The organism is Prochlorococcus marinus str. SB, assembly GCF_000760115.1.
Taxonomy (GTDB): domain Bacteria; phylum Cyanobacteriota; class Cyanobacteriia; order PCC-6307; family Cyanobiaceae; genus Prochlorococcus_A; species Prochlorococcus_A marinus_D.
In genome coordinates, this window is record NZ_JNAS01000002.1 from 489,448 (window position 1) to 512,003 (window position 22,556).

A 22,556-nucleotide genomic window follows, 5' to 3' on the forward strand; every position below is an offset into this window, starting at 1 on the left:
ATTTGACTCAATATGTTTTATGAATTTAAAACTTGAAGCTTTTGCAGTTGATTTAAATTGTCCATTACACCATGATTCACTGCAGAGTGAGCCAAGCGAAGAGCACTAACTACTGATAAAGATTTGCTACTTCCATGACCAATAACGCAAATACCATTCACCCCAAGTAATAAAGCTCCTCCATGTTCGGCATGATCTAACCTTTTCTTAATTCTGAGTAGATTACTTTTTAAAAAAGCTGAACCAACTTTCCCCCGCCTTCCACGAGGCAGCTCAGATCGCAAAATATCTAATAAAACTCCTCCCACAGATTCAAGAAATTTCAATAATATATTTCCAGTAAATCCATCACAGACTACCACGTCGAAACTACCTGATAAAACATCTCGTCCTTCACAATTACCTCCAAAATCAAAACTTTTTTCAGAAGATAATAATTCAAATGTTTTTAGGGTTAAATCATTACCTTTACATTCTTCTTCTCCAATATTTAAAAGACCAATTCTTGGTTTTTGTACTTGTAGGACATCTTTTGCATAAATATTACCTAGAAGAGCAAATTGATGCAGATAAGATGGCTTACAGTCAGTATTTGCACCGACATCTAAAACTAATACTGGGCGAGTTTGATCCCTTGTTGGAAACAATGCTCCTATAGCAGGTCTCTCAATCCCTTTCAATCTTCCAATTCTAAATATGGCAGAAGCCATCATGGCGCCTGAATTACCCGCTGAGTAGACAGCTTCAGCTTTATTATTTCTCACTAAATCCATTGCAACGTTTATGCTTGCATTTTTCCTTTTTCTTACCGCGGTAGCTTCTTCATTCATGCCAATAGGCTCTCCACTATCAATTAATTCAAGACGATTATTATTTATTTCATTTTCTAATAATTCTGCTAAACCAGTTTTTTCTGCTGCATTTTTAACTTTTTCAATTTTGCCGACAAACTTTATGTTTATTGGAAATCTACTTATTGCTTCTAGGCAACCCTCAAGAATTGGGCCAGGAGCATAATCTCCACCCATCCCATCAACTGCGATCCAAATTCTTTTAGATTGAGATTCCTCCACCCTATCTAATATATTATCGTTATTTTGTAATCTTTTTAATGGATCAAAAACTAATGGCTGTAATGTATTTTTAGCTATTGAACTAGCATTGGAAACCACACTAGTAGCAGTATTAACAACAGATTCAGCACTTGAAACTACATTACCTGCAACATTACCTGCAACATTGCTAGCTGTTGTTACTACTGATCCTGCACCAGAAACCATATTACCCGCAACATTACTAGCGGTTGCTGCAGAACTAGCAGCAGTATCGACTATAGAAGTCACAGCCGAATTTCTTTTGTACCAAATTACTAATCTTCTAATAGCTCTGGACTTATTAATTTTTTGCGCTGTTTCTTTCCCCATTTATTTACCATCAAAAGGAGCAATATCGACAATCCGCTGGAAAAGATATCCTGTACCCCTTGCTGTCAATATCAATTCTGGATTTGCTGGATCAGCCTCCAGTTTGGATCTTAATCTTGATATATGAACATCGACAACTCTTGTATCTACATGCCTCTCAGGAGTATATCCCCAAACTTCTTTCAAAATTTCTCCTCTACTAAATGGCTCTCCTGACCTACTCACCAAAAGCTCTAAAAGACTAAATTCCATACCAGTTAATCTAATTCTCTCATCACTTTTAAAAACTTGTCTTCGATTTGTATCAATTTTTATATCCGTAACCAAAATTAATCCTGAATTAGGCATTCCAGGAATTTGCTCTTTGTCGATTCTCCTAAGAACGCATCTAATTCTAGCTTCTAATTCCTTTGGGCTAAATGGTTTTACTACGTAATCATCAGCACCTAATTCTAAACCTGTTATCCTATCTGCAACATCTCCTAATGCAGTTAACATCACAATTGGAACATCAGAATCTTTCCTTAACTCTTGACAAACTCCATAACCATCTAACTTTGGCATCATGACGTCGAGCACTACTAAATCAGGTTCATAATCTTTAAACAACTTTAGTGCTTCTTTGCCATCACTTGCAGTTACAACTTTGTAGCCAATCATGGAGAGACGTGTCTCCAGAATTCTTCTAATACTTGCCTCGTCATCAGCTACAAGTATAGTTTCTTTAGTTTGACTAGATAGAGCCATTTGTTTCTATTAGCTAATCAGTAAGAGAATTTATTATTAACCTAATCTAACTTGTAGAGGGGCAATATCCCAAACATTCTAGTTCCCTTACTTCATTCAGAGACTCAATGTCTAGCAAATTATCTACTTTTATTTGTCAGAATTGCGGATCTGAAACTTCTCAATACTTTGGTAGATGCCTGAATTGCAACTCATGGAATTCCATAGTTGAAGAAATAAAAAGTAAGAGATCTAAATATCAAGAAATAAAAACTTTAAAAAATAATAAAAAATCTATACCTTTTAGCGAGATTTCATCAAGAAAAATATCAAGATTTACAAGTGGTTTTAGAGAATTTGATCGAGTGCTTGGAGGTGGAATAGTACCTGGATCAGTTGTTTTGCTAGGAGGAGAACCAGGAATAGGTAAAAGCACAATAGTTCTTCAATCAGCAGGAAAAATATCTCTTAATGAGAAAGTTTTATATATAACTGCAGAAGAATCTTTAGAACAAGTAAAAATTAGATGGGAAAGATTAAATCAAAATAGTATTGATTTACAAATTTTTGCAGAAACCAATTTATCCCTAATTATTGAAGAAATCAAACGTGTAAATCCAAGTTTCGCAATTATTGATAGTATTCAAGCCATCCATAATCATGAAATGCAAAGTTCTCCAGGATCGGTTTCTCAAGTTAGAGAATGTTCATCTGAATTGCAAAATCTTGCCAAAGACAATAATATTGCTCTTCTTATTATTGGTCATGTAACAAAAGATGGTGCATTAGCTGGCCCTAAAACTCTAGAGCATTTAGTTGATACAGTAATAAACTTTGAAGGAGATAATATTTCCTCACATAGATTACTAAGAAGTATAAAAAATCGATTTGGATCGACCTTCGAGATTGGAATTTTTGAAATGCTTGAGGAGGGTTTAAGAGAGATAAAAAATCCAAGTTCAATTTTTACAAATAAAGAAAACATTTCGGGTGTAACAACTACAATTACAAATGAGGGCACTCGACCATTAGCAGTTGATATACAAGCACTGGTAAATAAAACTTTCTACAGCAACCCAAGACGAACTACAACTGGAATAAGCATAAATAGATTGCATCAAATTCTAGCTGTTATTGAAAAACACGTAGGGATAAAATTATCTGAATTTGATTGTTATATAGCTACTGGTGGTGGTTTTGAGATTAATGATCCATCATCTGACTTAAGTATCGCAATATCAATTTTATCAAGTTTGAAAAATATTCCTCCTTTGGCAAGTAGCTCATTTATTGGAGAATTGGGTTTGAGCGGTCAAGTTAGAAAATCTAATAACCTTCGAACAAAGATAGAAGAAGCTGCAAGACTAGGGATCAAAAATATCGTAGTGCCAAAACTAGAAGAGGAACTAAATAATAATTTTCAAAATTTAATAAATATCAAAGAGGTATCTAATATTAAAGAAGCAGTTGATTATTCTTTATCAAAATAAAAAAATCAAAGATACATATCAATTGAGCTTCTCCCTGAGTTTTTTAACCAATTCTCAATATCTAGATACCCACCTGGATAAAGCCTCACTGCTTTAGACCAGACCTCAGCAGCTTTATCAAACCAAATATCTCTCTGATCTAAATCACCATTTTGCTCAGCATATCTTCCCCTTTTTTCATAAATTAAACCTATATTTTTAAGACATGATGGCTGTTTGGGATTTTCTACTAATGCTTTTTCATAAGTTTCAATAGACAAATCCTCTTCACCGTTACTCATATATATAATTGCCATATTTTTTAAAGTCTCACCCCTATCAATTTTATTTTCTTCAAGCAGTAAGCTCTCTTTGTAATACTCTAATGCTTCTGAATAATCCCCATTATTTTGTGCAGCTAAACCATCTCTATAATAAATATATGCCTTTTTTTCTTTCTCTGCGATAGGCATTATTTTTACAATAGATTCAGCAATTACAGTAAATGCTTTATCAATAAAATTGTCTCTGTTTTGATTACTAGGCACTGCTCTAAATCTAATAAATTTAATATAGTAATTTAAAAAATAACTATTTAAAAAGTCTATTACATTTATTATTATAGTTAATTATAAAGCAAAACATTAATTTGCTTCTATCGTGAAAAGTATGGAGAGCATTCAATTAAGAGTGACAGGAATGAAGTGCGGAGGTTGCGTTAGTACTGTTGAAAAAATATTGAATAATTCTGATGGTATTGAAAATGTTTCTGTTAATTTGCTTACTGAAAGTGCATATTTTGAAATTACCCAGAAACATATAGAAATAGAATCAGTTCTCGAAAATCTAAAAGAGAATGGTTTCCCATCAAAGATTTACATAAATGATTTTTCAAAAAAAATAAATAAAGCAGAATTAGAAAAAAAAAAGAAATGGAATAATCAATGGAAAAAACTAACTTTCGCGCTATTACTTTTATTATTTTCAGGATTAGGTCATCTAGCAGAAGGAAGATATTTAAATTTTCCAATATTAGGTAATATATTTTTTCACGCTTCATTAGCAACATTAGCTCTATTATTTCCTGGTAGAGGAATAATTATTAATGGATTAAAATCATTCATTAAGAACCATCCCGATATGGATTCTTTAGTAGCTCTTGGAGTAATTAGCGCATATACAACAAGTCTTCTATCCCTAATATTTCCGGCCACTGGTTTTCCTTGTTTTTTTAATGAGCCAGTTATGCTATTAGGCTTTATACTGATTGGGCGTTACTTAGAAGAAAGAGCGAGATATCAAACTGGTTCATCCATTGGAGAATTGTTAGATCTTCAACCCGAAATGGCAAATATCTACACAGAAGAAAATCAAATAAAGTCAATAAGAGTAAACACTTTAAGGCCTGATCAAGAGATTCAAGTTTTAGCAGGTGACAGAGTACCTGCTGACTGCATTGTTACCCGAGGTAATTCATATGTTGATGTTTCACATATTACTGGAGAATCCAAACCTATAGAAGTAAAAGAAGGCGAAAATCTATCTAGTGGTTCTTTAAATCTTAATTCAACTCTTAGACTAAAAGTAAAAAAGGTCGGAGGAGATTCTTCTCTTGCAAAACTTGTAAATCTTATTGAGTCTGTAAACGCTAGAAAACCTCGCATTCAAAGCATTGCTGATGAAATTGCAGGTAAGTTTACTTACTTTGTGCTTATTTTTGCTACTTTAACCTTCTTCTTTTGGTGGAAGGGGGCAAAAACTATATGGCCTGATTTATTAAGTCACAATCATGAATTAATCACTCACTCAAGCCATACACTTCATAGTTCACTTGGTAGTAATGCTGAGAATTTCCTGAGTTTAGCAATTCAATTGTCAATTGCTGTTTTAGTGATAGCTTGTCCTTGTGCATTAGGTTTAGCCACCCCAACTGTAATAACTGTCGCATCAGGTAAAGCAGCAAAAAAGGGGGTTTTATTTAAAGGCGGGGACAAAATAGAGATAGCTTCAAAAATTAATAACATAATTTTTGACAAGACAGGTACCTTAACAAAAGGTAAGCCTTTCATTGTTGATTACAAAAATAATGCTGATCATTCATTTTTATTAAAAATAGCTGCCAGTTTAGAAAAGGAAAGCAGACATCCAATAGCAGATGCCTTAATTCAAGAGGCAAAAAAAGAAAATTTAAGTTTATTTCCAATAAAAAAAATTTTCACTCATTCAGGACGAGGTATTTCTGGAGAACTTGAGTCAATTGATGGAGTTATTAATATTGGAAATATTGAATGGCTACTAAGCAAAGGAATAATTATTGATCATGATGCAAAAAAAGTCATTGAAAATGAAGAAACAAAAACGAACACTATCATTGGAGTAAGTATAAAAGATAAGTTATTAGGCTTTATTTTGTTAGGAGATTTACTCAGAGAGGATTCAATTAAAACAGTTCAAAATTTGAGAGAAAACAAATTTAAAATTAACATTTTGAGTGGCGATAGGAAACAAACAGTCCTAGCTTTAGCAAAAAAAATTGGTTGTAAAGAAACAGAAGTAAAATGGGATCTTCTTCCTGAAATGAAGCTAAAGACTATAGAAAATTTAAAAATCAATAATAAAGTGGCAATGATTGGTGATGGTATTAATGATGTACCAGCCTTAGCTTCCTCAGACTTAGGAATTGCGGTAGGATCAGGGACTCAAATAGCGAAGGCAAATGCAGATGTAGTATTAATGGGAGATCAACTAAATGGATTACCCTACGCCTTAAATCTTTCAAAAAAAACCATAAGAAAAATAAAGCAAAATCTAACATGGGCTTTTGGTTACAACTTATTAGCTATACCTTTAGCCGCAGGAATTTTATTCCCTAAATACGGTATTCTTCTTACTCCCTCAATAGCAGCATTATTGATGGCTATTAGCTCTATTACAGTTGTAATTAATGCTTTATCATTGGATTAAATGAAAGGAAAATTTATCGTTATTGAGGGTATTGATGGATGTGGTAAAACTACCCAAATAGATGAAATATCTAAATGGCTTCCTAATAGTGGTCTAATAAAGAAAGGTTCAAAATTAATCACAACTAGAGAGCCTGGAGGCAGTCTTTTAGGAAAAAAACTTAGAGGACTGATTCTTGATAATAATGAAAATAACAAACCTTCATCTCTTGCAGAATTATTGCTTTATTCAGCAGATAGAGCTGAACACGTTTCCAAAATTATTTCACCTGCTTTAAATAACAATGATTGGGTAATAAGTGATAGATTTTCCGATTCCACACTGGCTTATCAAGGTTATGGAAGAAATATAAATTTAGAAATAATTAAAAATATTGAATCTATTGTGTGTCAAGGAACAACTCCAGATCTCACTTTCTTCTTAGAAATTTCTCCAGAAGAAAGCATATTCCGAAGAAAAAATGAAATTCCAGACAGAATAGAATCAGAAGGTATTAGATTTTTAGAAAAAGTAAATGAAGGGTTCAAAGTAATTGCCAAACAAAAAAACTGGAAAGTAATATCTGCTTCACAAAATATTAAAAATATTTCTAATCAAATTAAAGAGACTTTGCTAAATAATTTTTCTAATAACAAATGATTGAGGTTAAAAAAACTAATTTTTTCTTGAATGAAGAAGTCAATATCTTTCTTAAGAACATAATTAAAAACAAATCATTGGCAAATGGTTATATATTTTATGGTCCTGAAGGAGTAGGCAAAAAGCAAACTGCTCTTCAATTTATAAAAGAGATTTTCAAACATTCTTCACCAAGCGATAATGTTGAAGAAAGAGTTACCAACAATAACCATCCTGATTTTTTAATTATTGAACCTGATTCTCTTTTAGCAACAAAAAGTTCAGGAAGTTTCGATCTTGAAAAAACAAGTAAAAGTGGATCTGAGATTATTAGAATCGCTCAAATACGCAATATTAAAACTTTTCTTAGTCAAAAATCAATAAACTCAGAAAAAAAAATCGTTTTAATTATTAATGCACACCTCTTAAACGAAGCAGCCTCAAATTGCCTTTTAAAAACCTTAGAAGAACCTAGTAACGGCATTTTTATTTTACTAACATCTAAATTAACCCTTCTCTTAGATACGATCATCTCAAGATGTCAAATCGTCAGATTTCGATCTTTTTCTAATAAACAAATAAAGTCAATTTTAAAAGAACATTTAGATACTTATAAATTAAAGATAAATACAAAATTAAAATTTAAAGACTTAATAAACTCTGCAAATGGTTCTCCATATCAATTATTGAAAAATATTGAAATGTTGAATGATTTTTCAGATGAAATTATAAGTAAATTGGATTCTCCAATTAATAATAGTCTGGAAATATTAGAAATATCAAAATCAATATCTGAAAAATTAGAAATTTTTCAACAGATTTGTTTAGTAAATCTGATGCAAACAATTTGGTGGAGAAAAACAAAAAATATCGGTTTAGTTAAAAAACTTGAAAATTTAAAATACCTCTTAAGAAAAAAAATTCAACCTAGGTTGGCATGGGAAATAGCTTTTTTAAAAATTTCGATGGAAGATATTTAAGGTTAATCTAGTGCAGACTTTATCAAGTCAGGATTTCTTGCTTGAATGAACTCTTGCCTAGCAGCTTCTACTTGAGAACCAATAGGTAACTCAAGACAATATCCAGCACCGTATACAGTTTTTATATAAATAGGTTTGCGTGGATCGGGTTCCAGTTTAGTACGTAAGTGTCTAATATGAACTCTTATGGTCTCAATATCATCATCAGGTTCGTATCCCCATACTTCTTTAAGAATTAGCGATGGCGATACAGTTTGACCATGTCTCTGCAAAAGACAATGAAGAAGTTCAAATTCAAGATGCGTTAACCTAACAGGAGATTCAAACCATATAGCTTCAAATCTTTCCGGAACAAGAGTTAAAGGGCCATAATTTAATATTTCTTGCTGGTTACTTGAATTTAATTGTGCTCTACTTGTTCTTCTTAATAAAGCTTTAATGCGTACATATAATTCTTCTAAATCGAATGGTTTAGTAATGTAATCATCTGCTCCAGAATTAAACCCAGTAACTTTATCTTTAAGGCCGCCTAACGCAGTTATCATCAAAATTGGTATATTTGATGTTCTTTCATCTCTTCTTAGTCGCTGGCATAAAGTTAAACCATCAACACTTGGTAACATTAGATCTAAAAGTATTAAATCTGGTGAATATTGAAGAGCTAATGCTTGTCCTTTAATTCCATCTTCAGCTTTTTGGACATCGAAGCCAGAATGTTCTAAATGCTTAGCCACCAAATCACGCATATCACGATCGTCTTCAATTAAAAGGATTGAAATTTTCATATTTATGAACTATTAAATTAAAATTAATTTTTATTATTATGATTCTCTCAAGAATTTATAAAGATTGCTGAATTACTGTAAACAATTTTATCAATTAGATTAATGAAATAACTTAGTGATAGCAATAGATTAGATAGAAATTGCAAGTTTTAAAAAAGTTGAAATTTTAGAATTTCTTTCGATTCTATTCACTTTTTCTTAATAATCAAAGGATTTTTAGAAACAAATAATGGTTCGAATTTAGAGAATATCTAATTTACATTGCGATTATAAAGTTTAGAAAAATTGGATTAAATGGAGATTTTCAGTCCTCAAATAGTTATTAAACTAAGTTTAAATTTTTAATTTCTCCAAAATGTTGAAACTCATGATTTTGTCTATATTGAAAAAAATTTAAGTATCAATGAAAAAGAAATCTATTATTTATTCTGATTTATCAAAAAAACAACTAGAAACTCTTAAAGAACTTTATATTCAAAAAAAAGTTGAATCGATGAGTCATCAAGAACTTAAACAATATGTATCAGAAATTATTTCTCATCAGATAAACGATACTATTGGCAAAGAAGAGGAAATGGAAGCATGGAGAGAAATGTCAGATTTTTTTGGAGAACAATTTGAAATAAATATCTTAGAAATACAAACAAAATATATTGACGATAAAAACGTAATTGAAACCGAAATAGATTCTCAGAAGCAAAGAATAGAATTACTTGAAAGGAATAATTTAGATCAAGAGAAAAAGGATATGTGGGATGACTAGAATTTTCTGAATGATCTTGTAATTCAAAGGATATAAATAAAAAATTTATTTAAATTTTAAAAAATGAACATCAATCAAAGAGCTTATTTTGTTCATTTTTGTGAAGAATTTGAAAAATGTTCTAATTACTGTTCTTAAACAACAATTTTTAAATTTTCTATTTTCCCTTTATATTATAGTTTTGATTATTTTTAATGTTCTATATACTGTTCTTATTATTGTATCAAATATATTTGATTATACCTTCGGCAAACCATTATTTAACAAAAAGGTCCCAAAGAAATAAAAAAAAGTCACCATTTTAGGGTGAATTTGGATAACTTTTTAATTTTTAAACTCCACGGGGGCGGTAGTCGAGGTGATGTTTCCTGAAGGTTTATGAATAAATATGACATAAGAAATTTGCGATTTTGATATATTTCCCCACCATATGAACTCAGAAAATCGTCCTTTTATGACCATCAAAGAAGTATCAGAACTTCTTGGGATTTCGGTTTCAACAATTAATAGACTTGTTAAAAGAAGAGAATTTCCTCCTAAAAGAAAAATATCGCCAGTAAGAATGGTTTTTATGAAATATCAAATTCAAGAATGGATAGATAACAGAAGAAGTGATTGGTAAAAATCTTAAAACTTAAATAAAAGCAGTAAAAACTCTTAAAATTATTTTTTAAAAAATTAAATCAAATAAGAATTTTCAGATAACGAAATGTCGTCTTCATTATAGACAATTGCTAATAAATCTTTGCTGCCATTGTAAATTTTAGAATGTTTGCCAGTATCTACAATTCTTATTGAATTAAAATCAAAACCATCAATATCAACTTTATCTTCTCCTTTTTTAAAATCTCTAATTCTGTCATACCCACTTCCGGCAGTTAATTTAAATACATCATTTCCACTACCACCATATAAATCATCTTTACCTAAACCTCCAGTTAAAATATCATTTCCATTTTCTCCTTTTAATTTGTCATCACCACTTTCTCCATATAAATAATCTCCATCATCACCTCCTCTAAGGTAATCATCATCTTCTCCACCATATAAAATATCATCACCAGAATGTCCCTTTAGATAATCATCTCCGGTATCGCCATATAATTGATCTGCACCAGCACCACCATAAAGTTTATCGGCACTTGTTCCTCCATGTAATTCATCATCGCCATTACCTCCAGAAAGTCTATCTTTACTACTGCCACCTTCTAAATAATCATCACCATCGTTTCCGTATAATTTATCGGCACTGGAATCTCCATATAGTTTGTCATTACCTATACCGCCATAAAGTTTATCGGCGCTTGTTCCTCCATATAATTCATCATCGCCATCTTCTCCATAAAGTTCATCACTGCTAGACTCTCCTTTTAATAAATCATTACCTATACCGCCATAAAGTTTGTCAGAACTTGTTCCGCCCCTTAAATGATCATTACCTTCACCGCCGTAAAGAATATCAGAACTGGAATGTCCTTTTAGATAATCATCTCCCTTATCTCCGTAAAGGGTATCAGAACTAGAACCTCCATATAATTTGTCATTATCATCTCCTCCATAAAGTATGTCAGAACTTGTTCCTCCATACAAAGTATCTTCACCTAAACCACCAAATAAAATATCTTTACCACCATTACCATAAAGAATATCATCACCAATACCTCCATCTAGGGTATTTTTACCACTATTACCTTTTATTGTATTAGCGTGAATATTGCCAGTTCCATTAATATCGGAAGAACCAGTAAGAGTTAAGTGTAGGTCATTTATATTTAATATCCAGTTGGAAGATGAAAGAATAGGTGATTCATTAAGATCATCAAGTTCATTCACATTAAAAGTGAATGCTTCTTCGTAAGAAAAACCAGCACTATCTGTTGTTTTTAATCTGATGTTATAAGAGTCTTTGGTTTCATAATCTGGAGAAGAGTTAATCTTTAAATTGCTTCCATCAATAGTAAATAAAGCATTATCAGTATCACCATCTCCGCTTACTAATGTATAACTATGTGTATCTTCAAGATTGGCATCATTTGTTGATAAGTTTGCAACAATAGATCCTGCTTCAATATTTTCATTTATGGTATTACCATTATCGATAAATTTACTCACATATAATTTAGTATTATCAAAATTCCCAGTCCCATGCAGAATCTTAATAGATCCGTCTAATCCTGTTGCTAAAACTGCAGCACTATCACCTTCACTAGAACCAAAAAGTTTTGTCCACTGCTTTTCTCCATCAGCAGAGAATTTACTAATGAAGGCATCAGTAATTCCACTATTGGTTTGACCATCAAGATCACCATACGTATAACCAGTAATGTATATTGATCCATCTAATCCTTTTGTTAAGGCATATCCCACATCCTCGTAAGATGTACCTAAAAGTTTTGTCCACTGCTTTTCTCCATCAGCAGAGAATTTAGTTATAAATGGATCATTATCACCACTATTGGTTTGACCATCAAGATCACCTGTTGTTTCTCCTGCGATATAAACAGAACCATCTAATCCTGTTGTTATCTCAAAGGCATCATCTTCTCCGAGAGATCCAAAGATTTGTGTCCATATTTTTTCTCCATTAACGGATAGTTTACTTATAAATGCAGAGAATCTACTTTGGGATAGATCCCAGTCATATTGAGCATTATTACTAGGATTGGTTTCTCCATCTATATCTCCCTTAGTAGCACCAACTATATAAATGTAACCATCTGATCCTATTGTTATCCCTCGCCCCTCATCCTCTTGGTTAGAACCAATTAGTTGTGTCCACTGCTTTTCTCCATCAGCAGAGAATTTATTAATAAAGGCATCGTCATAACCATTTCTTGTTTCTCCTGTTATGTAGACAGAACCATCTGGTCCAGTTGTTATTCCCCAGGCATTGTCTTCTCCATAAGTACCAAAAAGTTTTGTCCACTGCTTTTCTCCATCAGCAGAGAATTTACTAATAAAGGCATCATCACCACTACTATTATTTTGACCATCTAGATTTCCTTGAGTTCCTCCTGCAATGTAAACAGAACCATCTGGTCCTGTTGTTATCGACCATACCTCTTCATTTTTGCTTGAACCAATTAGTTGTGTCCACTGCTTTTCTCCATCAGCAGAGAATTTACTTATGAAAACATCATCATCACCATTATTAGGTTGACCATCAAGATTTCCTTCAGTTTCTCCTGCAATGTAAACAGAACCATCTGATCCTATTATTCCTGCTTCGATAAGATCTTTTGGACTATAAGTTTCTAAAAGTTTTGTCCATTCGAATTCAGGTACATTTAAAAAGATATCTTTTGGCGTTTCATCAATTAAATCATTAACAGTTAATGTGACTGCTTCTTCATAAGACAATCCTCCACTATCTGTTGTTTTTAAACGAATAATGTAAGAAGACTGGGTTTCATAATCTGGTGACGAATTTATCTTTAATTCACTTCCTTCAATGGTAAAAGAATTATTATCGGTATCACCAATTCCACTTACTAACGAATAAGTATGAGTATCAGAAGCATCCTCATCGGTAGTTGATAATGTTGCAACTGTACTTCCTGCATCTATATTTTCATTAAAACTTCCTGATGATAAAGATATATCTGTTGCTACTTCATTAACGTCATTAACACTGAAAGTAAATGCTTCTTCATAAGACAATCCACCACTATCTGTTGTTTTTAGACGGACAGAATAACTTGATTTTGTCTCATAATCCGGAGAAGAATTTATCTTTAATTCACTTCCTTCAATAGTAAATAAGGCATTATCTGTATCCCCTGTTCCGCTCGCTAATTCATAAGTATGACTATCAGAAGCATCCTCATCTGTTGTTGATAATGTTGCAACAACTGACCCAGAACTTATATTTTCATTAAAACTTGTTGATGATGTAGATATATCTGTGGGAGTCTGATCAATTAAATCATTGACTCTTAAGGTGACTGCTTCTTCATAAAATAACCCTCCCCTATCAGTTGTTTTTAAGCGAATACTATAAGAAGAGTTATTTTCATAATCCGGTGAAGAATTTATCTTTAAACTACTTCCTTCAATAGTAAATAAGGAATTATTAGTATCTCCCGCACCACTTACTAAAGAGTAAGTATGGGAATCAGAAGAATCGTCATCTGTTGTTGATAATGTTGCAACAACTGACCCAGAACTTATATTTTCATTAAAACTTGTTGATGATAATGATATATCTGTCGCTATTTCATTTAAATTCCTCAAATAAAAAGTGAATGCTTCTTCATAAGACAATTCACCACTATCGATTGTTTTTAGACGGACATTATAAGAAGATTGCGTTTCATAATCTGGAGATATATTAATCTTTAATTGATCACCTTGAATCGTAAAAAGTTCATTATCTTCATCACCTTCTCCACTAACTAATGAATAAGTATGGAAGTCAGAATCATCTATATCACTAGTTCTTAAAGTTGTGAAAACTGACTCAGAACTTATATTCTCACTAATTATATATCCCCCTGAATCGAAATCTGTATATATATCTGTTGGAACTTCATTTATATCATTTACATTAAGAGTAACTTGTTCTTCATAAGATAATCCTCCAAGATCTGTTGTTTTTAAACGAACACTATAAGAGGATTTATTTTCGTAATCCGGTGATGAATTTATCTTTAAATTACTTCCTTCAATGGTAAAAAAAGCATTATCTGTATCACCAGTTCCACTTATAAATTGATAATTATGCGAATCGATAAATTCTGGATCAGTTGTTGAGAGTGTGGCAACAACAACGCCAGAGTTTATATGCTCGTTAAAACTTGTCTCAGATAAAAAAATATCAGTGGGAGCATATGAAAAAGTTAATCTAGCGGCAGCAAAACTCATCCTACTTATAAAAGCATCTAAACCACCATTATTTGTTTGACCATCCAAATCACCATTTGTAGTACCAGCGATATAAATTGATCCATCACTTCCAGTTGTTAATGCACTCCCATCTTCGTAAAGAGAACTTCCTATAAGCGTTGTCCATTCTCTTTTGCCATCAGGATTGAACTTGCTAATAAATGCATCTTGATTATTTGTTTCTGTACGTCCAGCGATATAAATTGATCCATCCAATCCTGTTGTTAATGCATTTGCTGTATTAAAGGAGTATGTACCTACAAGTCTGGTCCACTCCTTTGTCCCATCTGGAGAGAATTTACTAATAAATGCATCATTAATTAAATAATTTATTTGACCATCAAGATCGCCACTCGTCATGCCAGCAACATAAATGGATCCATCACTTCCTGTTGTTAATGCATTTCCATAATCAATTGTGGCATAACTACCTAACAATCTATTCCATTGCTTTTCGCCATCTGGAGAGAATTTGCTAATAAAGGCATCTCTTCCTGCGGTATAACCAGCAACATAAATGGATCCATCACTTCCTGTTGTTAATGCGGAAGCAACGTCATTTATACTCCAACCGACAGAACCGAAAAGTCTGGTCCATTCTTTTGTGCCGTCAGGATGATATTTACTAATAAATCCAGCAGATGCAACATTCCCTCCATAAGCATTCCCACCATAATTTGTTTGACCATCAAGATCGCCATTCGTCATGCCGGCAACATAAATGGATCCATCACTTCCTGTTGTTAATGCTCCTAAATCCTCTCTGTAGGATGTGCCTAAAAGTTTGGTCCACTCCTTGGTCCCATCTGGAGAGAATTTGCAAATAAAGGTATCTTGATCCCCACTATTTATTTGACCATCCAAATCACCACTTGTAGTACCAGCGATATAAATTGATCCATCACTTCCTGTTGTTAATGCTTGTCCATAATCATGTACTTGTGAACCCAAAAGTCTTGTCCATTCTCTTGTTCCATCAGGATTGAACTTGCTAATAAAAGCATCTTGATCTGAACCATAACTTATTTGATCATCGAGATTACCCGCTGTAGATCCAGCAATATAAATAGATCCATCACTTCCAGTTGTTAATGCTCCTACATCCTCTCTGGAGGATGTGCCTAAAAGTCTTACCCATTCATAAAAATATTCCGTAGTCATAACAAAAATTTTTTATGAATTTTTAGGTATTTTTCATAAATTGTTCAACATCTTACATCAAAATGATTGTGCTTGCGATTTTAATAATTTCTGATTTTATGAATAGTCAGAATTTATACCAAGAACCTTAAAGCATCTAATATCTCTACTCTTACATTTTGTAGTCATACAAATCTTCCCCACCACGAGAATATATCTTCCCCACCATTTCCCCACCATTCCCACTTCGCTCAGATTCAAAACAATAAAAAAAGACCATTATTGAAGTCTCCTGAAAGTTAAATCTTAAAATTGAACTCCCCGGGCGGGATTCGAACCTGCGACCAATCGATTAACAGTCGATCGCTCTACCGCTGAGCTACCGAGGAATATAGAATGAATTTAGCTCTTTAAAGTCCCTTATGACAAGTACAACGGTCAATTATATTGAAATTTTGATGGTTCTTGCCAACTAGATAAAAAACCATTTTTCAACTCTGCTACTGCATCAGCATAAGTTAATTCTTCATAACGATGAGTAATCCACAAAGCCGATAAAGGTTTTTGATGGTCACTTGTAAGATTTTTAATAGTTTGTAAAACTTTTAATTGACTAGTTTGATCAAGTAACGCTGTAGGCTCATCTAAAAGAATAAAATTTCTATCACTTATCAGAGCGCTTGCAATAGTTAAGCGTTGTTTTTGTCCACCGCTCAAAGTATGAACTGGCCTTTTTTCAAAACCAGTCATTCCTACCTGATCAAGTACATATTCAATCTTTTTATTAATTTCATTTTGACTTATATTCTGATTAATATTAATCAGAAGTTCACTCCTACAATTTGGCATCAATATTTGATGATCAGGGTTTTGAAACACCATGCCAATATTTGCATTAGAGTAGATAACACCATTTTTGGGTTTGATTATTCCATTAATTAATTTTAAAAGAGTACTTTTTCCGCTCCCGTTTTTACCCACGACCATCCAAAATCCATGTTTTTTTATTGATAAATTACATTTAAAAATTAAATTTTCTTTTTCTCCAGGATATGAAAAAGAAACATCTTTGAAGTTAATATGAGGTATTTCATTTTCAAAGGAATCTAGCATTAATTCTATTAATCTATGTTGAGAGAAAATCCTGGTCTTTTAGCTCCTCCTGCTACTGAAGATTTTTCATATATCTGAACAGAAATTATTTCTTTAGCTCTTACAGCAATTAATTTATCTTGCACTTTGTCACACCTTAATTCGATCAAGTGTGATGATTCTAAAGTTTCATTCATAGAACTTTTTATTTCGTCATAAATTCCTTTAACATCATCAAATTCTTTCTTCTGAATTGAAAGTGGAAAAGGTGAATATCTCAGACTTAGTTCCAACGAATACATAATCATAATAAAAACTACCTCTTATATTACTAAATATTTTTCAGCAAGAAGTTATTTAAATTAAATTCTTTTGAGAAAATTATATAAAAGATCTTTAAATACAATTATTATGGATGAAGGAGATTTTATTTTGAATTTTAAAAATAATTTCATGGAAATAGCGAATGATATAACTTCTCTAGTTGGAAATACCCCATTAGTTAAATTAAATCGAATCAGAAAGTATTTTGATTGTTATCCAGAAATAATAGCCAAACTAGAAAGTTTCAATCCATCAGCATCTGTTAAGGATCGGATCGCTTATTCAATGTTATGTAAAGCTGAAGAAGAAGGATTGATAACTCCAGATAAAACAACGTTAATTGAAGCAACTAGTGGAAATACTGGCATCGCATTAGCAATGGTTGCCGCAGCAAAAGGCTATCAATTGATATTAACTATGCCAGATACGATGAGTATTGAGAGAAGGGCAATGTTGAGAGCATATGGAGCTGAATTACAGCTAACACCTGGGAAAGACGGAATGAAAGGAGCTTTAGATTTAGCTAATGAGTTGTCTGCAACCATTGCAAATAGCTATCAATTTAATCAGTTTGAAAACTTTGCTAATCCAGATATTCATGAAAGAACGACGGCTCAAGAAATATGGTCCCAATCAAATAACAATTTAGATGGACTAGTTACAGGAGTAGGCACAGGAGGAACAATTACTGGTTGTGCACGTTTTTTGAAAAAAGTTAATCCAAATTGCAAAATTTATGCCGTAGAGCCCAAAAAAAGTGCTGTGATTTCCGGAGAAAAAGCAGGGTCTCATTCGATTCAAGGAATTGGCGCGGGTTTTGTACCAAAAGTTCTTGATACAAAATTAATTGATGAAATTATAAAAATAGATGACGATGAAGCATTTTATTATGGGCGTTTATTAGCTAGATTGGAAGGACTTTTATCTGGCATCAGCAGCGGTGCAGCTTTAGCAGCAACTATAAAAATCGGCAAAAGAAAAGAACTAATGAATAAAAGATTGATAGTTATTCTTCCAAGTTTTGGAGAAAGATATTTATCAACAGCAATGTTTGAATCTAATACTTCAATTCAAGCCAGAAAAGATGGTTATCTTTAATGCATAATTTATAAAGATGGAAAAAAATTTATATGAAGAATTAGGTCTCAAACAAAATGCAACCATAAGTGAAATTAAATCTTCATATCGCTCTTTAGTTAAGCAACATCATCCAGATGCAGGCGGCAAGAAAGAACGATTTCTTGCGATACAAAATGCCTGGGAAACTCTAAATGACCCTATTAAAAAGAAACAATACGATAGCAGTTTTTCCTTTTCCAGCTCATCATTTGATTCATTATAATGAAAATTGGGAAGAGAAATTTAATTCAAAAAAACATAATTCCTCAATTAAGGACAAAGAAGTTGAAACATGGATTAAAGAAATTTATAGTCCGATAAATAGATTAATTAGTCAAATCATTAAACCTTTGAATAACCAAATAAAAGAACTATCTGCGGATCCATATGATGACGAACTAATGGATAATTTTTGCAGTTATATTATTCTTTCACAAAAGAAAATAGAAAAAGTTGAAAAAATTTATAACAAAAAAATAGTTCCAAAGTCTATTTCCGCTTTAGGCCTCGATCTTTATCATTGTTTTTCACAAGTTAAAGATGCGCTATCAGAATTTGATAGATATACACAAGGATACGTAGATAATTACTTATTTGATGGCAAAGAAATGATCAAAGAAGCAAAAAGAATACAATCAAAGATGTCTATAGAGAAAAAAAATAAAAACTTTTAGATATAAAAATTTTATTGAGTATATTCTTTAAGTTGATCTAATTTCAACCAAACATCTGGAACAGGTCTGCGCCATCGAACCTGAGCATATTCCTCTTTGACTGAAAGTATCTCTCCAGGACCTTTAAAGACATAATTAGGTAGATCATCATCACTGGCTAGCGCTTCGATACTTTTTATATAATTTTCTCTATCTACAAAAACTAAGCTTCCTTTCTTGAGAGGCTTCTTTGGAATAGAATCTGTCATAATAAATTCAAGAAAGTTATTTGAAATTTATTATACAAAAACTTGTTTGAAAACTATTGAAAAAAATTTATACCGGAATAATAATTACAAACTTCTAAAAAATTTAATAGCCTTAAATGATAAACATCTATGAGATATGCGTCTTTTACTACTTGGCTGCACTGGATTTGTTGGTAAAGAATTAGTACCAACACTACTTAATAAAAATCACGAAATATACATTGTAAGTAGAAAACCCATTAGTAAATTAAATCTTGATTTAGATTTCAATAAATTTAAATTTTTTCAAATAGATTTATCAAAAGAAAAAAACTGGAATAACGAAAATCTTCTAAATATTTTAAGAGAGACAGATGGAATTATTAACTTGATGGGAGAACCCATAGCAGAAAAAAAATGGACTTCTGAACAAAAACAGGAGATCGAAAATAGTCGTATTAACACCACTAAATTTATGATGAAGACCCTTAAAAATTTAAAAATCAACCCAAAAGTCATTATAAATGGATCAGCTATAGGTTATTACGGTACAAGTTTGTCTAGTGAATTCACAGAAAATAGTCCTGGAGGACAAGACTTTTTATCTAATCTTTGCAAAAAATGGGAAGCGGTCGCCGCTGAAAAGCCGTTTTTCTCAAGGTTAGTTATTTTTAGAATTGGAATTGTTCTTGAGAAAGACGGAGGAGCATTAGGAAAAATGCTCCCTATATTTAAAGTTGGATTAGGTGGACCAATTGGAGATGGTAAGCAATGGATGAGTTGGATTCATAGAACGGATTTATGTGCATTAATTACTCAAGCATTAGTTGATAAAAAGTATTCGGGAGTATTTAATGCTGTTGCACCAAATCCAGTATTAATGAGAGAATTTTCTCAGACTTTAGGCAAATGTCTGAATAGACCTAATTTACTTCCAGTGCCTGGAACGGTTTTAAAAATATTGTTAGGAGATGGAGCGAAAGTTGTTTTAGAGGGACAAAAAGTAATTAGCAGTAAACTCAAAAATTATATTTTTAAATATCCTCTTCTTGAGAAAGCAATTTACGCCTCCACCAAGAATTAATACCGTTTACTAAAGCACCAATAATTAGAATTGTTATCAATGGAACCACAAGAGGATTCCAAACTATCTGAATAAAATTAATAAAAATAAATATCCCATTAAATTGCATGATAATTGCAAAAATAAAAAATATTGCAAAAAAAATGACTGTAAATAAATTTATTAATAACAAATTATCGATAATTTGTTTTAACTTATTTTGATTATTCTCCTTAGTCATTTTTTATAACAATATTCATATCATCAACGATTTTAGGACAAGCTTTGTTTTCACCCAGTCTTTTTTTAGCATTTTCATTACATGAAATCATAAACTTCTTATTTAGCTGTATAAGGTATATTATTTTTATGATCAATTTAATTGTCTGATTGATTTGATCATTTTTATCTTTATAATTACTGGCACAAAAAACATATTTTCCAAGCAAACGTCTTTGCGCTTCTGCAAAAGTTTTTGTAAATTGTGGACCTTTTCCTTCAATCTGAATAACCGGTTTTCCTAATCCAATCGCTTGCTCTGCTGCTGTTCCTGCCATGCTAATACAGCATCTACTTTTCAATAATATTTTGTCAAAATTATTCCAATATATATTTACTTCTAAAAATTTATATTGGAATTTCAAGAGATTATCATCTTTTATATTTTCTATATTTAACCATCCTCTTTTTTGAAATATCTCCTTTATTTTTGATGAAGATAGAGCATTAACTATTGCAAAATTAAACTGAATTTTTTGAAAATATCTTAAATCTGACAATGCCTCTAATACCTCTAAAATAAAAACAAAATTATCTAAAATCTCAGGGAATCTACTTCCTGGAAATAATCCAATACTAAATTCAGCTTTATTTAATTCTTTGTTTCTAGGAAAAAACTTATCCATAAATGGATTGCCTAAAAAAGACACTTTCTTTTTTAATTGCAATGTTAAATCATTAGCTGTAAGGGAATCTCTGACATATATTTTTTTTGCTTTTTGTGAGAGAAAGAAAAATTTAGAGGGCCATGGTAATTTCAACTTCCCTTCATAATGGCTGGAATAAGCAACTAGATATGTAAAAAAATCTTTCTTACAAACCCATGCAAAAAAAACTGGCACAATATCTCCAACTACAAAAAAATAATCATATTTTTTTCTTAATTTAAAAGTTAAATATAATCTCTTTAGAAGATAAAATATCTCTCCTCCTAATATCTCAGTAAGTCTTCCCTTGAAAGTATTATAGCCAATTCCTCCAGTTCTAAATTCTTTAGTTTTACCAATAATTTTAATTTTTTCTTTTTCGTAATGGTTTCCCATACCAACAATTGGCAAAGCATGAACAGAATAACCACTTTTTACGAATTGTTTAGCTAATAGACTGCCAGATAGATCTTCTCCATGCCCATTACTTAATATTAAAATTTTAAACAATCTAAAATTCCAACCATTTTTTTACTTTGGTTAATTCAGGCCAATCTGGATATCTATTTAATCCGTCTTCAACAGATTCTTTCAACTCACTTTTCACATCTGGCATCATCATAGACATTTTTTTTATTAACTCAATATGATCCCTAACACCTTTATTATTGGTAGCCAAAAGAGCTAAAGACAAATTCATTCTTGCTTGTGGATCTTGCTGATTTAATCGAACAGCTTGTCTGGCAGCTGACAAAGCTTCTTCATTATTTTTCAAAAGTAATTGAAGCCATGATAAACAAGTCCAAGCAGCAAAATGATTTGGAATTTGCTGTATAATTTTTTGAAAATCTTGAACGATTGGAATTAAATCTTGCCCTGCTTTATATCTTGATAAAGCTTCATTAAAATCCTCTTCAATGGGATTAATTTCGTTATTCATTATTTATTAAACTGCAAAGGAGCTTCCACAACCGCAAGTTTGAGAGGCATTGGGATTTACAAAATTAAAGCCACCGCCAATTAATTCCTTACTAAAATCTAACTGCATTCCATAAATATATAAAAGACTTTTAGGATCACAAACTACTTGAATGCTTTGATCAGCTTTTAACGAATAATCATAAACTTTATCGTCGGGATTTATTGCATCAGTTCCTATAAAATCCATCGTATAACTCATCCCACTACAACCGCCTGATCTCACTCCTACCCTTAGTGCTTTTTTATCACTTTGGCCCTTCAATAAATTTGATATTTGTTCTATAGCATCGTTCGTAATTAAGATACCTTTGCCATCATCAGAATTTTTAATTTCCTGTTTAACTTCTACATTTTCCATAAACAAGGGATTTCTACTATATATAATATAAAAACTTAA

Annotated in this window: 21 protein-coding genes, 1 tRNA gene and 1 pseudogene; 9 read left to right on the forward strand and 14 right to left on the reverse strand. The window is 31.8% G+C overall.

The window, feature by feature from the left end; genetic code table 11:
• Positions 1 to 17 precede the first annotated feature (17 nt).
• Both plsX and rpaB read right to left on the reverse strand, forming a co-directional pair.
• Entirely contained in the window at positions 18 to 1,424 is a 1,407-nt protein-coding gene (gene plsX / locus EV02_RS03615; RefSeq protein WP_032519753.1) for a phosphate acyltransferase PlsX, read from the reverse strand.
• Positions 1,425 to 2,171: a response regulator transcription factor RpaB gene (gene rpaB, locus EV02_RS03610; RefSeq protein ID WP_025892447.1), complete on the reverse strand. Its 747-nt coding sequence runs from the start codon at positions 2,169 to 2,171 to the stop codon at positions 1,425 to 1,427. It abuts the gene before it with no gap.
• A 107-nt stretch (positions 2,172 to 2,278) separates the two neighbouring features.
• Here rpaB and radA point away from each other — a divergent pair, with 107 nt between their 5' ends.
• Positions 2,279 to 3,640: a DNA repair protein RadA gene (gene radA / locus EV02_RS03605; protein WP_032519754.1), complete on the forward strand. Its 1,362-nt coding sequence runs from the start codon at positions 2,279 to 2,281 to the stop codon at positions 3,638 to 3,640.
• Positions 3,641 to 3,645: 5 nt separating this feature from the next.
• Here radA and EV02_RS03600 read toward each other — a convergent pair whose 3' ends face one another.
• Positions 3,646 to 4,167 carry a photosystem I assembly protein Ycf3 gene (locus EV02_RS03600; RefSeq protein ID WP_002805833.1) on the reverse strand — a complete coding sequence of 174 codons (522 nt, stop codon included), beginning with the start codon at positions 4,165 to 4,167 and terminating at the stop codon, positions 3,646 to 3,648.
• 121 nt (positions 4,168 to 4,288) lie between these two features.
• On the opposite strand from EV02_RS03600, the gene EV02_RS03595 reads away from it, so the two are divergent.
• The 3 genes from EV02_RS03595 to EV02_RS03585 are packed head-to-tail and all read left to right on the forward strand — an operon-like array spanning position 4,289 to position 8,181.
• Positions 4,289 to 6,583: a heavy metal translocating P-type ATPase gene (locus EV02_RS03595; protein WP_032519755.1), complete on the forward strand. Its 2,295-nt coding sequence runs from the start codon at positions 4,289 to 4,291 to the stop codon at positions 6,581 to 6,583.
• On the forward strand, positions 6,584 to 7,222 hold the full coding sequence (gene tmk, locus EV02_RS03590) for a dTMP kinase (protein ID WP_032519756.1): 639 nt from the start codon (positions 6,584 to 6,586) through the stop codon (positions 7,220 to 7,222).
• Entirely contained in the window at positions 7,219 to 8,181 is a 963-nt protein-coding gene (locus EV02_RS03585; RefSeq protein ID WP_032519757.1) for a DNA polymerase III subunit delta', read from the forward strand. Before tmk ends, EV02_RS03585 begins: the two co-directional genes overlap by 4 nt.
• Before the next feature lie 2 nt (positions 8,182 to 8,183).
• On the opposite strand, the gene EV02_RS03580 is transcribed toward EV02_RS03585, so the two are convergent.
• The gene (locus EV02_RS03580) at positions 8,184 to 8,966 is read right to left on the reverse strand and encodes a response regulator transcription factor (RefSeq protein ID WP_032519758.1); all 783 of its coding nucleotides are present in this window, start codon (positions 8,964 to 8,966) and stop codon (positions 8,184 to 8,186) included.
• A gap of 403 nt (positions 8,967 to 9,369) precedes the next feature.
• On the opposite strand from EV02_RS03580, the gene EV02_RS03575 reads away from it, so the two are divergent.
• Together EV02_RS03575 and EV02_RS03570 are read left to right on the forward strand one after the other, a co-directional pair.
• Entirely contained in the window at positions 9,370 to 9,729 is a 360-nt protein-coding gene (locus tag EV02_RS03575; RefSeq protein ID WP_032519759.1) for a DUF7326 family protein, read from the forward strand.
• Between the two features lie 430 nt (positions 9,730 to 10,159).
• On the forward strand, positions 10,160 to 10,351 hold the full coding sequence (locus EV02_RS03570; protein ID WP_032519760.1) for a helix-turn-helix transcriptional regulator: 192 nt from the start codon (positions 10,160 to 10,162) through the stop codon (positions 10,349 to 10,351).
• A gap of 56 nt (positions 10,352 to 10,407) precedes the next feature.
• On the opposite strand, the gene EV02_RS09105 is transcribed toward EV02_RS03570, so the two are convergent.
• The 5 genes from EV02_RS09105 to EV02_RS03555 all read right to left on the reverse strand — a co-directional run bounded on the left by EV02_RS09105 (position 10,408) and on the right by EV02_RS03555 (position 17,147).
• Positions 10,408 to 15,774 carry an SBBP repeat-containing protein gene (locus EV02_RS09105; RefSeq protein WP_052043489.1) on the reverse strand — a complete coding sequence of 1,789 codons (5,367 nt, stop codon included), beginning with the start codon at positions 15,772 to 15,774 and terminating at the stop codon, positions 10,408 to 10,410.
• A 96-nt stretch (positions 15,775 to 15,870) separates the two neighbouring features.
• A complete protein-coding gene (locus EV02_RS09525) occupies positions 15,871 to 16,014 on the reverse strand; it encodes a hypothetical protein (protein ID WP_193742627.1) in 144 nt (47 codons plus the stop codon).
• Positions 16,015 to 16,070: 56 nt separating this feature from the next.
• Positions 16,071 to 16,142, reverse strand: a tRNA-Asn gene (locus tag EV02_RS03565).
• A gap of 49 nt (positions 16,143 to 16,191) precedes the next feature.
• On the reverse strand, positions 16,192 to 16,866 hold the full coding sequence (locus tag EV02_RS03560) for an ABC transporter ATP-binding protein (RefSeq protein WP_032519761.1): 675 nt from the start codon (positions 16,864 to 16,866) through the stop codon (positions 16,192 to 16,194).
• Between the two features lie 8 nt (positions 16,867 to 16,874).
• Positions 16,875 to 17,147, reverse strand: coding sequence for a hypothetical protein (locus EV02_RS03555; protein WP_032519763.1), 273 nt, complete (start codon positions 17,145 to 17,147; stop codon positions 16,875 to 16,877).
• A gap of 151 nt (positions 17,148 to 17,298) precedes the next feature.
• On the opposite strand from EV02_RS03555, the gene cysK reads away from it, so the two are divergent.
• Together cysK and EV02_RS0108805 are read left to right on the forward strand one after the other, a co-directional pair.
• Complete coding sequence (gene cysK / locus EV02_RS03550) at positions 17,299 to 18,267, forward strand: cysteine synthase A (protein WP_032520472.1); 969 nt, start codon at positions 17,299 to 17,301, stop codon at positions 18,265 to 18,267.
• Between the two features lie 16 nt (positions 18,268 to 18,283).
• Positions 18,284 to 18,962 (forward strand): annotated as a pseudogene (locus tag EV02_RS0108805) (J domain-containing protein).
• An 11-nt stretch (positions 18,963 to 18,973) separates the two neighbouring features.
• Here EV02_RS0108805 and EV02_RS03545 read toward each other — a convergent pair.
• Positions 18,974 to 19,210 carry an NAD(P)H-quinone oxidoreductase subunit O gene (locus EV02_RS03545; RefSeq protein ID WP_032519765.1) on the reverse strand — a complete coding sequence of 79 codons (237 nt, stop codon included), beginning with the start codon at positions 19,208 to 19,210 and terminating at the stop codon, positions 18,974 to 18,976.
• A 136-nt stretch (positions 19,211 to 19,346) separates the two neighbouring features.
• Between EV02_RS03545 and EV02_RS0108810 the strand changes: the two genes are divergently transcribed.
• A complete protein-coding gene (locus EV02_RS0108810) occupies positions 19,347 to 20,273 on the forward strand; it encodes a TIGR01777 family oxidoreductase (protein ID WP_032519766.1) in 927 nt (308 codons plus the stop codon).
• Here the strand turns inward: EV02_RS0108810 and EV02_RS09755 are convergent.
• From EV02_RS09755 to EV02_RS03530, 4 genes are read right to left on the reverse strand one after another with little or no spacing between them, the layout of a single operon-like run.
• The gene (locus tag EV02_RS09755) at positions 20,224 to 20,493 is read right to left on the reverse strand and encodes a hypothetical protein (RefSeq protein ID WP_025890277.1); all 270 of its coding nucleotides are present in this window, start codon (positions 20,491 to 20,493) and stop codon (positions 20,224 to 20,226) included. The two genes, EV02_RS0108810 and EV02_RS09755, sit on opposite strands and share 50 nt — an antisense overlap.
• A complete protein-coding gene (locus EV02_RS03540; RefSeq protein WP_032519767.1) occupies positions 20,486 to 21,688 on the reverse strand; it encodes a lipid-A-disaccharide synthase-related protein in 1,203 nt (400 codons plus the stop codon). Before EV02_RS03540 ends, EV02_RS09755 begins: the two co-directional genes overlap by 8 nt.
• A gap of 1 nt (position 21,689) precedes the next feature.
• Positions 21,690 to 22,118 (reverse strand): tetratricopeptide repeat protein, encoded by a 429-nt coding sequence (locus EV02_RS03535; protein ID WP_032519769.1) that lies wholly within the window; start codon positions 22,116 to 22,118, stop codon positions 21,690 to 21,692.
• Positions 22,119 to 22,124: 6 nt separating this feature from the next.
• Entirely contained in the window at positions 22,125 to 22,517 is a 393-nt protein-coding gene (locus EV02_RS03530) for a HesB/IscA family protein (RefSeq protein ID WP_032519771.1), read from the reverse strand.
• Positions 22,518 to 22,556: the final 39 nt, after the last annotated feature.

Coding starts and splice junctions, on each gene's coding strand:
- EV02_RS03580 (WP_032519758.1), bottom strand. CDS start 8,966: ATGAAAATTTCAATCCTTTTAATTGAAGACGATCGTGATATGCGTGAT.
- EV02_RS03545 (WP_032519765.1), bottom strand. CDS start 19,210: ATGACAGATTCTATTCCAAAGAAGCCTCTCAAGAAAGGAAGCTTAGTT.
- EV02_RS03570 (WP_032519760.1), top strand. CDS start 10,160: ATGAACTCAGAAAATCGTCCTTTTATGACCATCAAAGAAGTATCAGAA.
- EV02_RS03530 (WP_032519771.1), bottom strand. CDS start 22,517: ATGGAAAATGTAGAAGTTAAACAGGAAATTAAAAATTCTGATGATGGC.
- EV02_RS03535 (WP_032519769.1), bottom strand. CDS start 22,118: ATGAATAACGAAATTAATCCCATTGAAGAGGATTTTAATGAAGCTTTA.
- plsX (WP_032519753.1), bottom strand. CDS start 1,424: ATGGGGAAAGAAACAGCGCAAAAAATTAATAAGTCCAGAGCTATTAGA.
- EV02_RS03585 (WP_032519757.1), top strand. CDS start 7,219: ATGATTGAGGTTAAAAAAACTAATTTTTTCTTGAATGAAGAAGTCAAT.
- EV02_RS09755 (WP_025890277.1), bottom strand. CDS start 20,493: ATGACTAAGGAGAATAATCAAAATAAGTTAAAACAAATTATCGATAAT.
- radA (WP_032519754.1), top strand. CDS start 2,279: ATGTCTAGCAAATTATCTACTTTTATTTGTCAGAATTGCGGATCTGAA.
- EV02_RS03555 (WP_032519763.1), bottom strand. CDS start 17,147: ATGTATTCGTTGGAACTAAGTCTGAGATATTCACCTTTTCCACTTTCA.
- tmk (WP_032519756.1), top strand. CDS start 6,584: ATGAAAGGAAAATTTATCGTTATTGAGGGTATTGATGGATGTGGTAAA.
- EV02_RS0108810 (WP_032519766.1), top strand. CDS start 19,347: ATGCGTCTTTTACTACTTGGCTGCACTGGATTTGTTGGTAAAGAATTA.
- EV02_RS09105 (WP_052043489.1), bottom strand. CDS start 15,774: ATGACTACGGAATATTTTTATGAATGGGTAAGACTTTTAGGCACATCC.
- EV02_RS03560 (WP_032519761.1), bottom strand. CDS start 16,866: ATGCTAGATTCCTTTGAAAATGAAATACCTCATATTAACTTCAAAGAT.
- EV02_RS03595 (WP_032519755.1), top strand. CDS start 4,289: ATGGAGAGCATTCAATTAAGAGTGACAGGAATGAAGTGCGGAGGTTGC.
- cysK (WP_032520472.1), top strand. CDS start 17,299: ATGGAAATAGCGAATGATATAACTTCTCTAGTTGGAAATACCCCATTA.
- EV02_RS03575 (WP_032519759.1), top strand. CDS start 9,370: ATGAAAAAGAAATCTATTATTTATTCTGATTTATCAAAAAAACAACTA.
- rpaB (WP_025892447.1), bottom strand. CDS start 2,171: ATGGCTCTATCTAGTCAAACTAAAGAAACTATACTTGTAGCTGATGAC.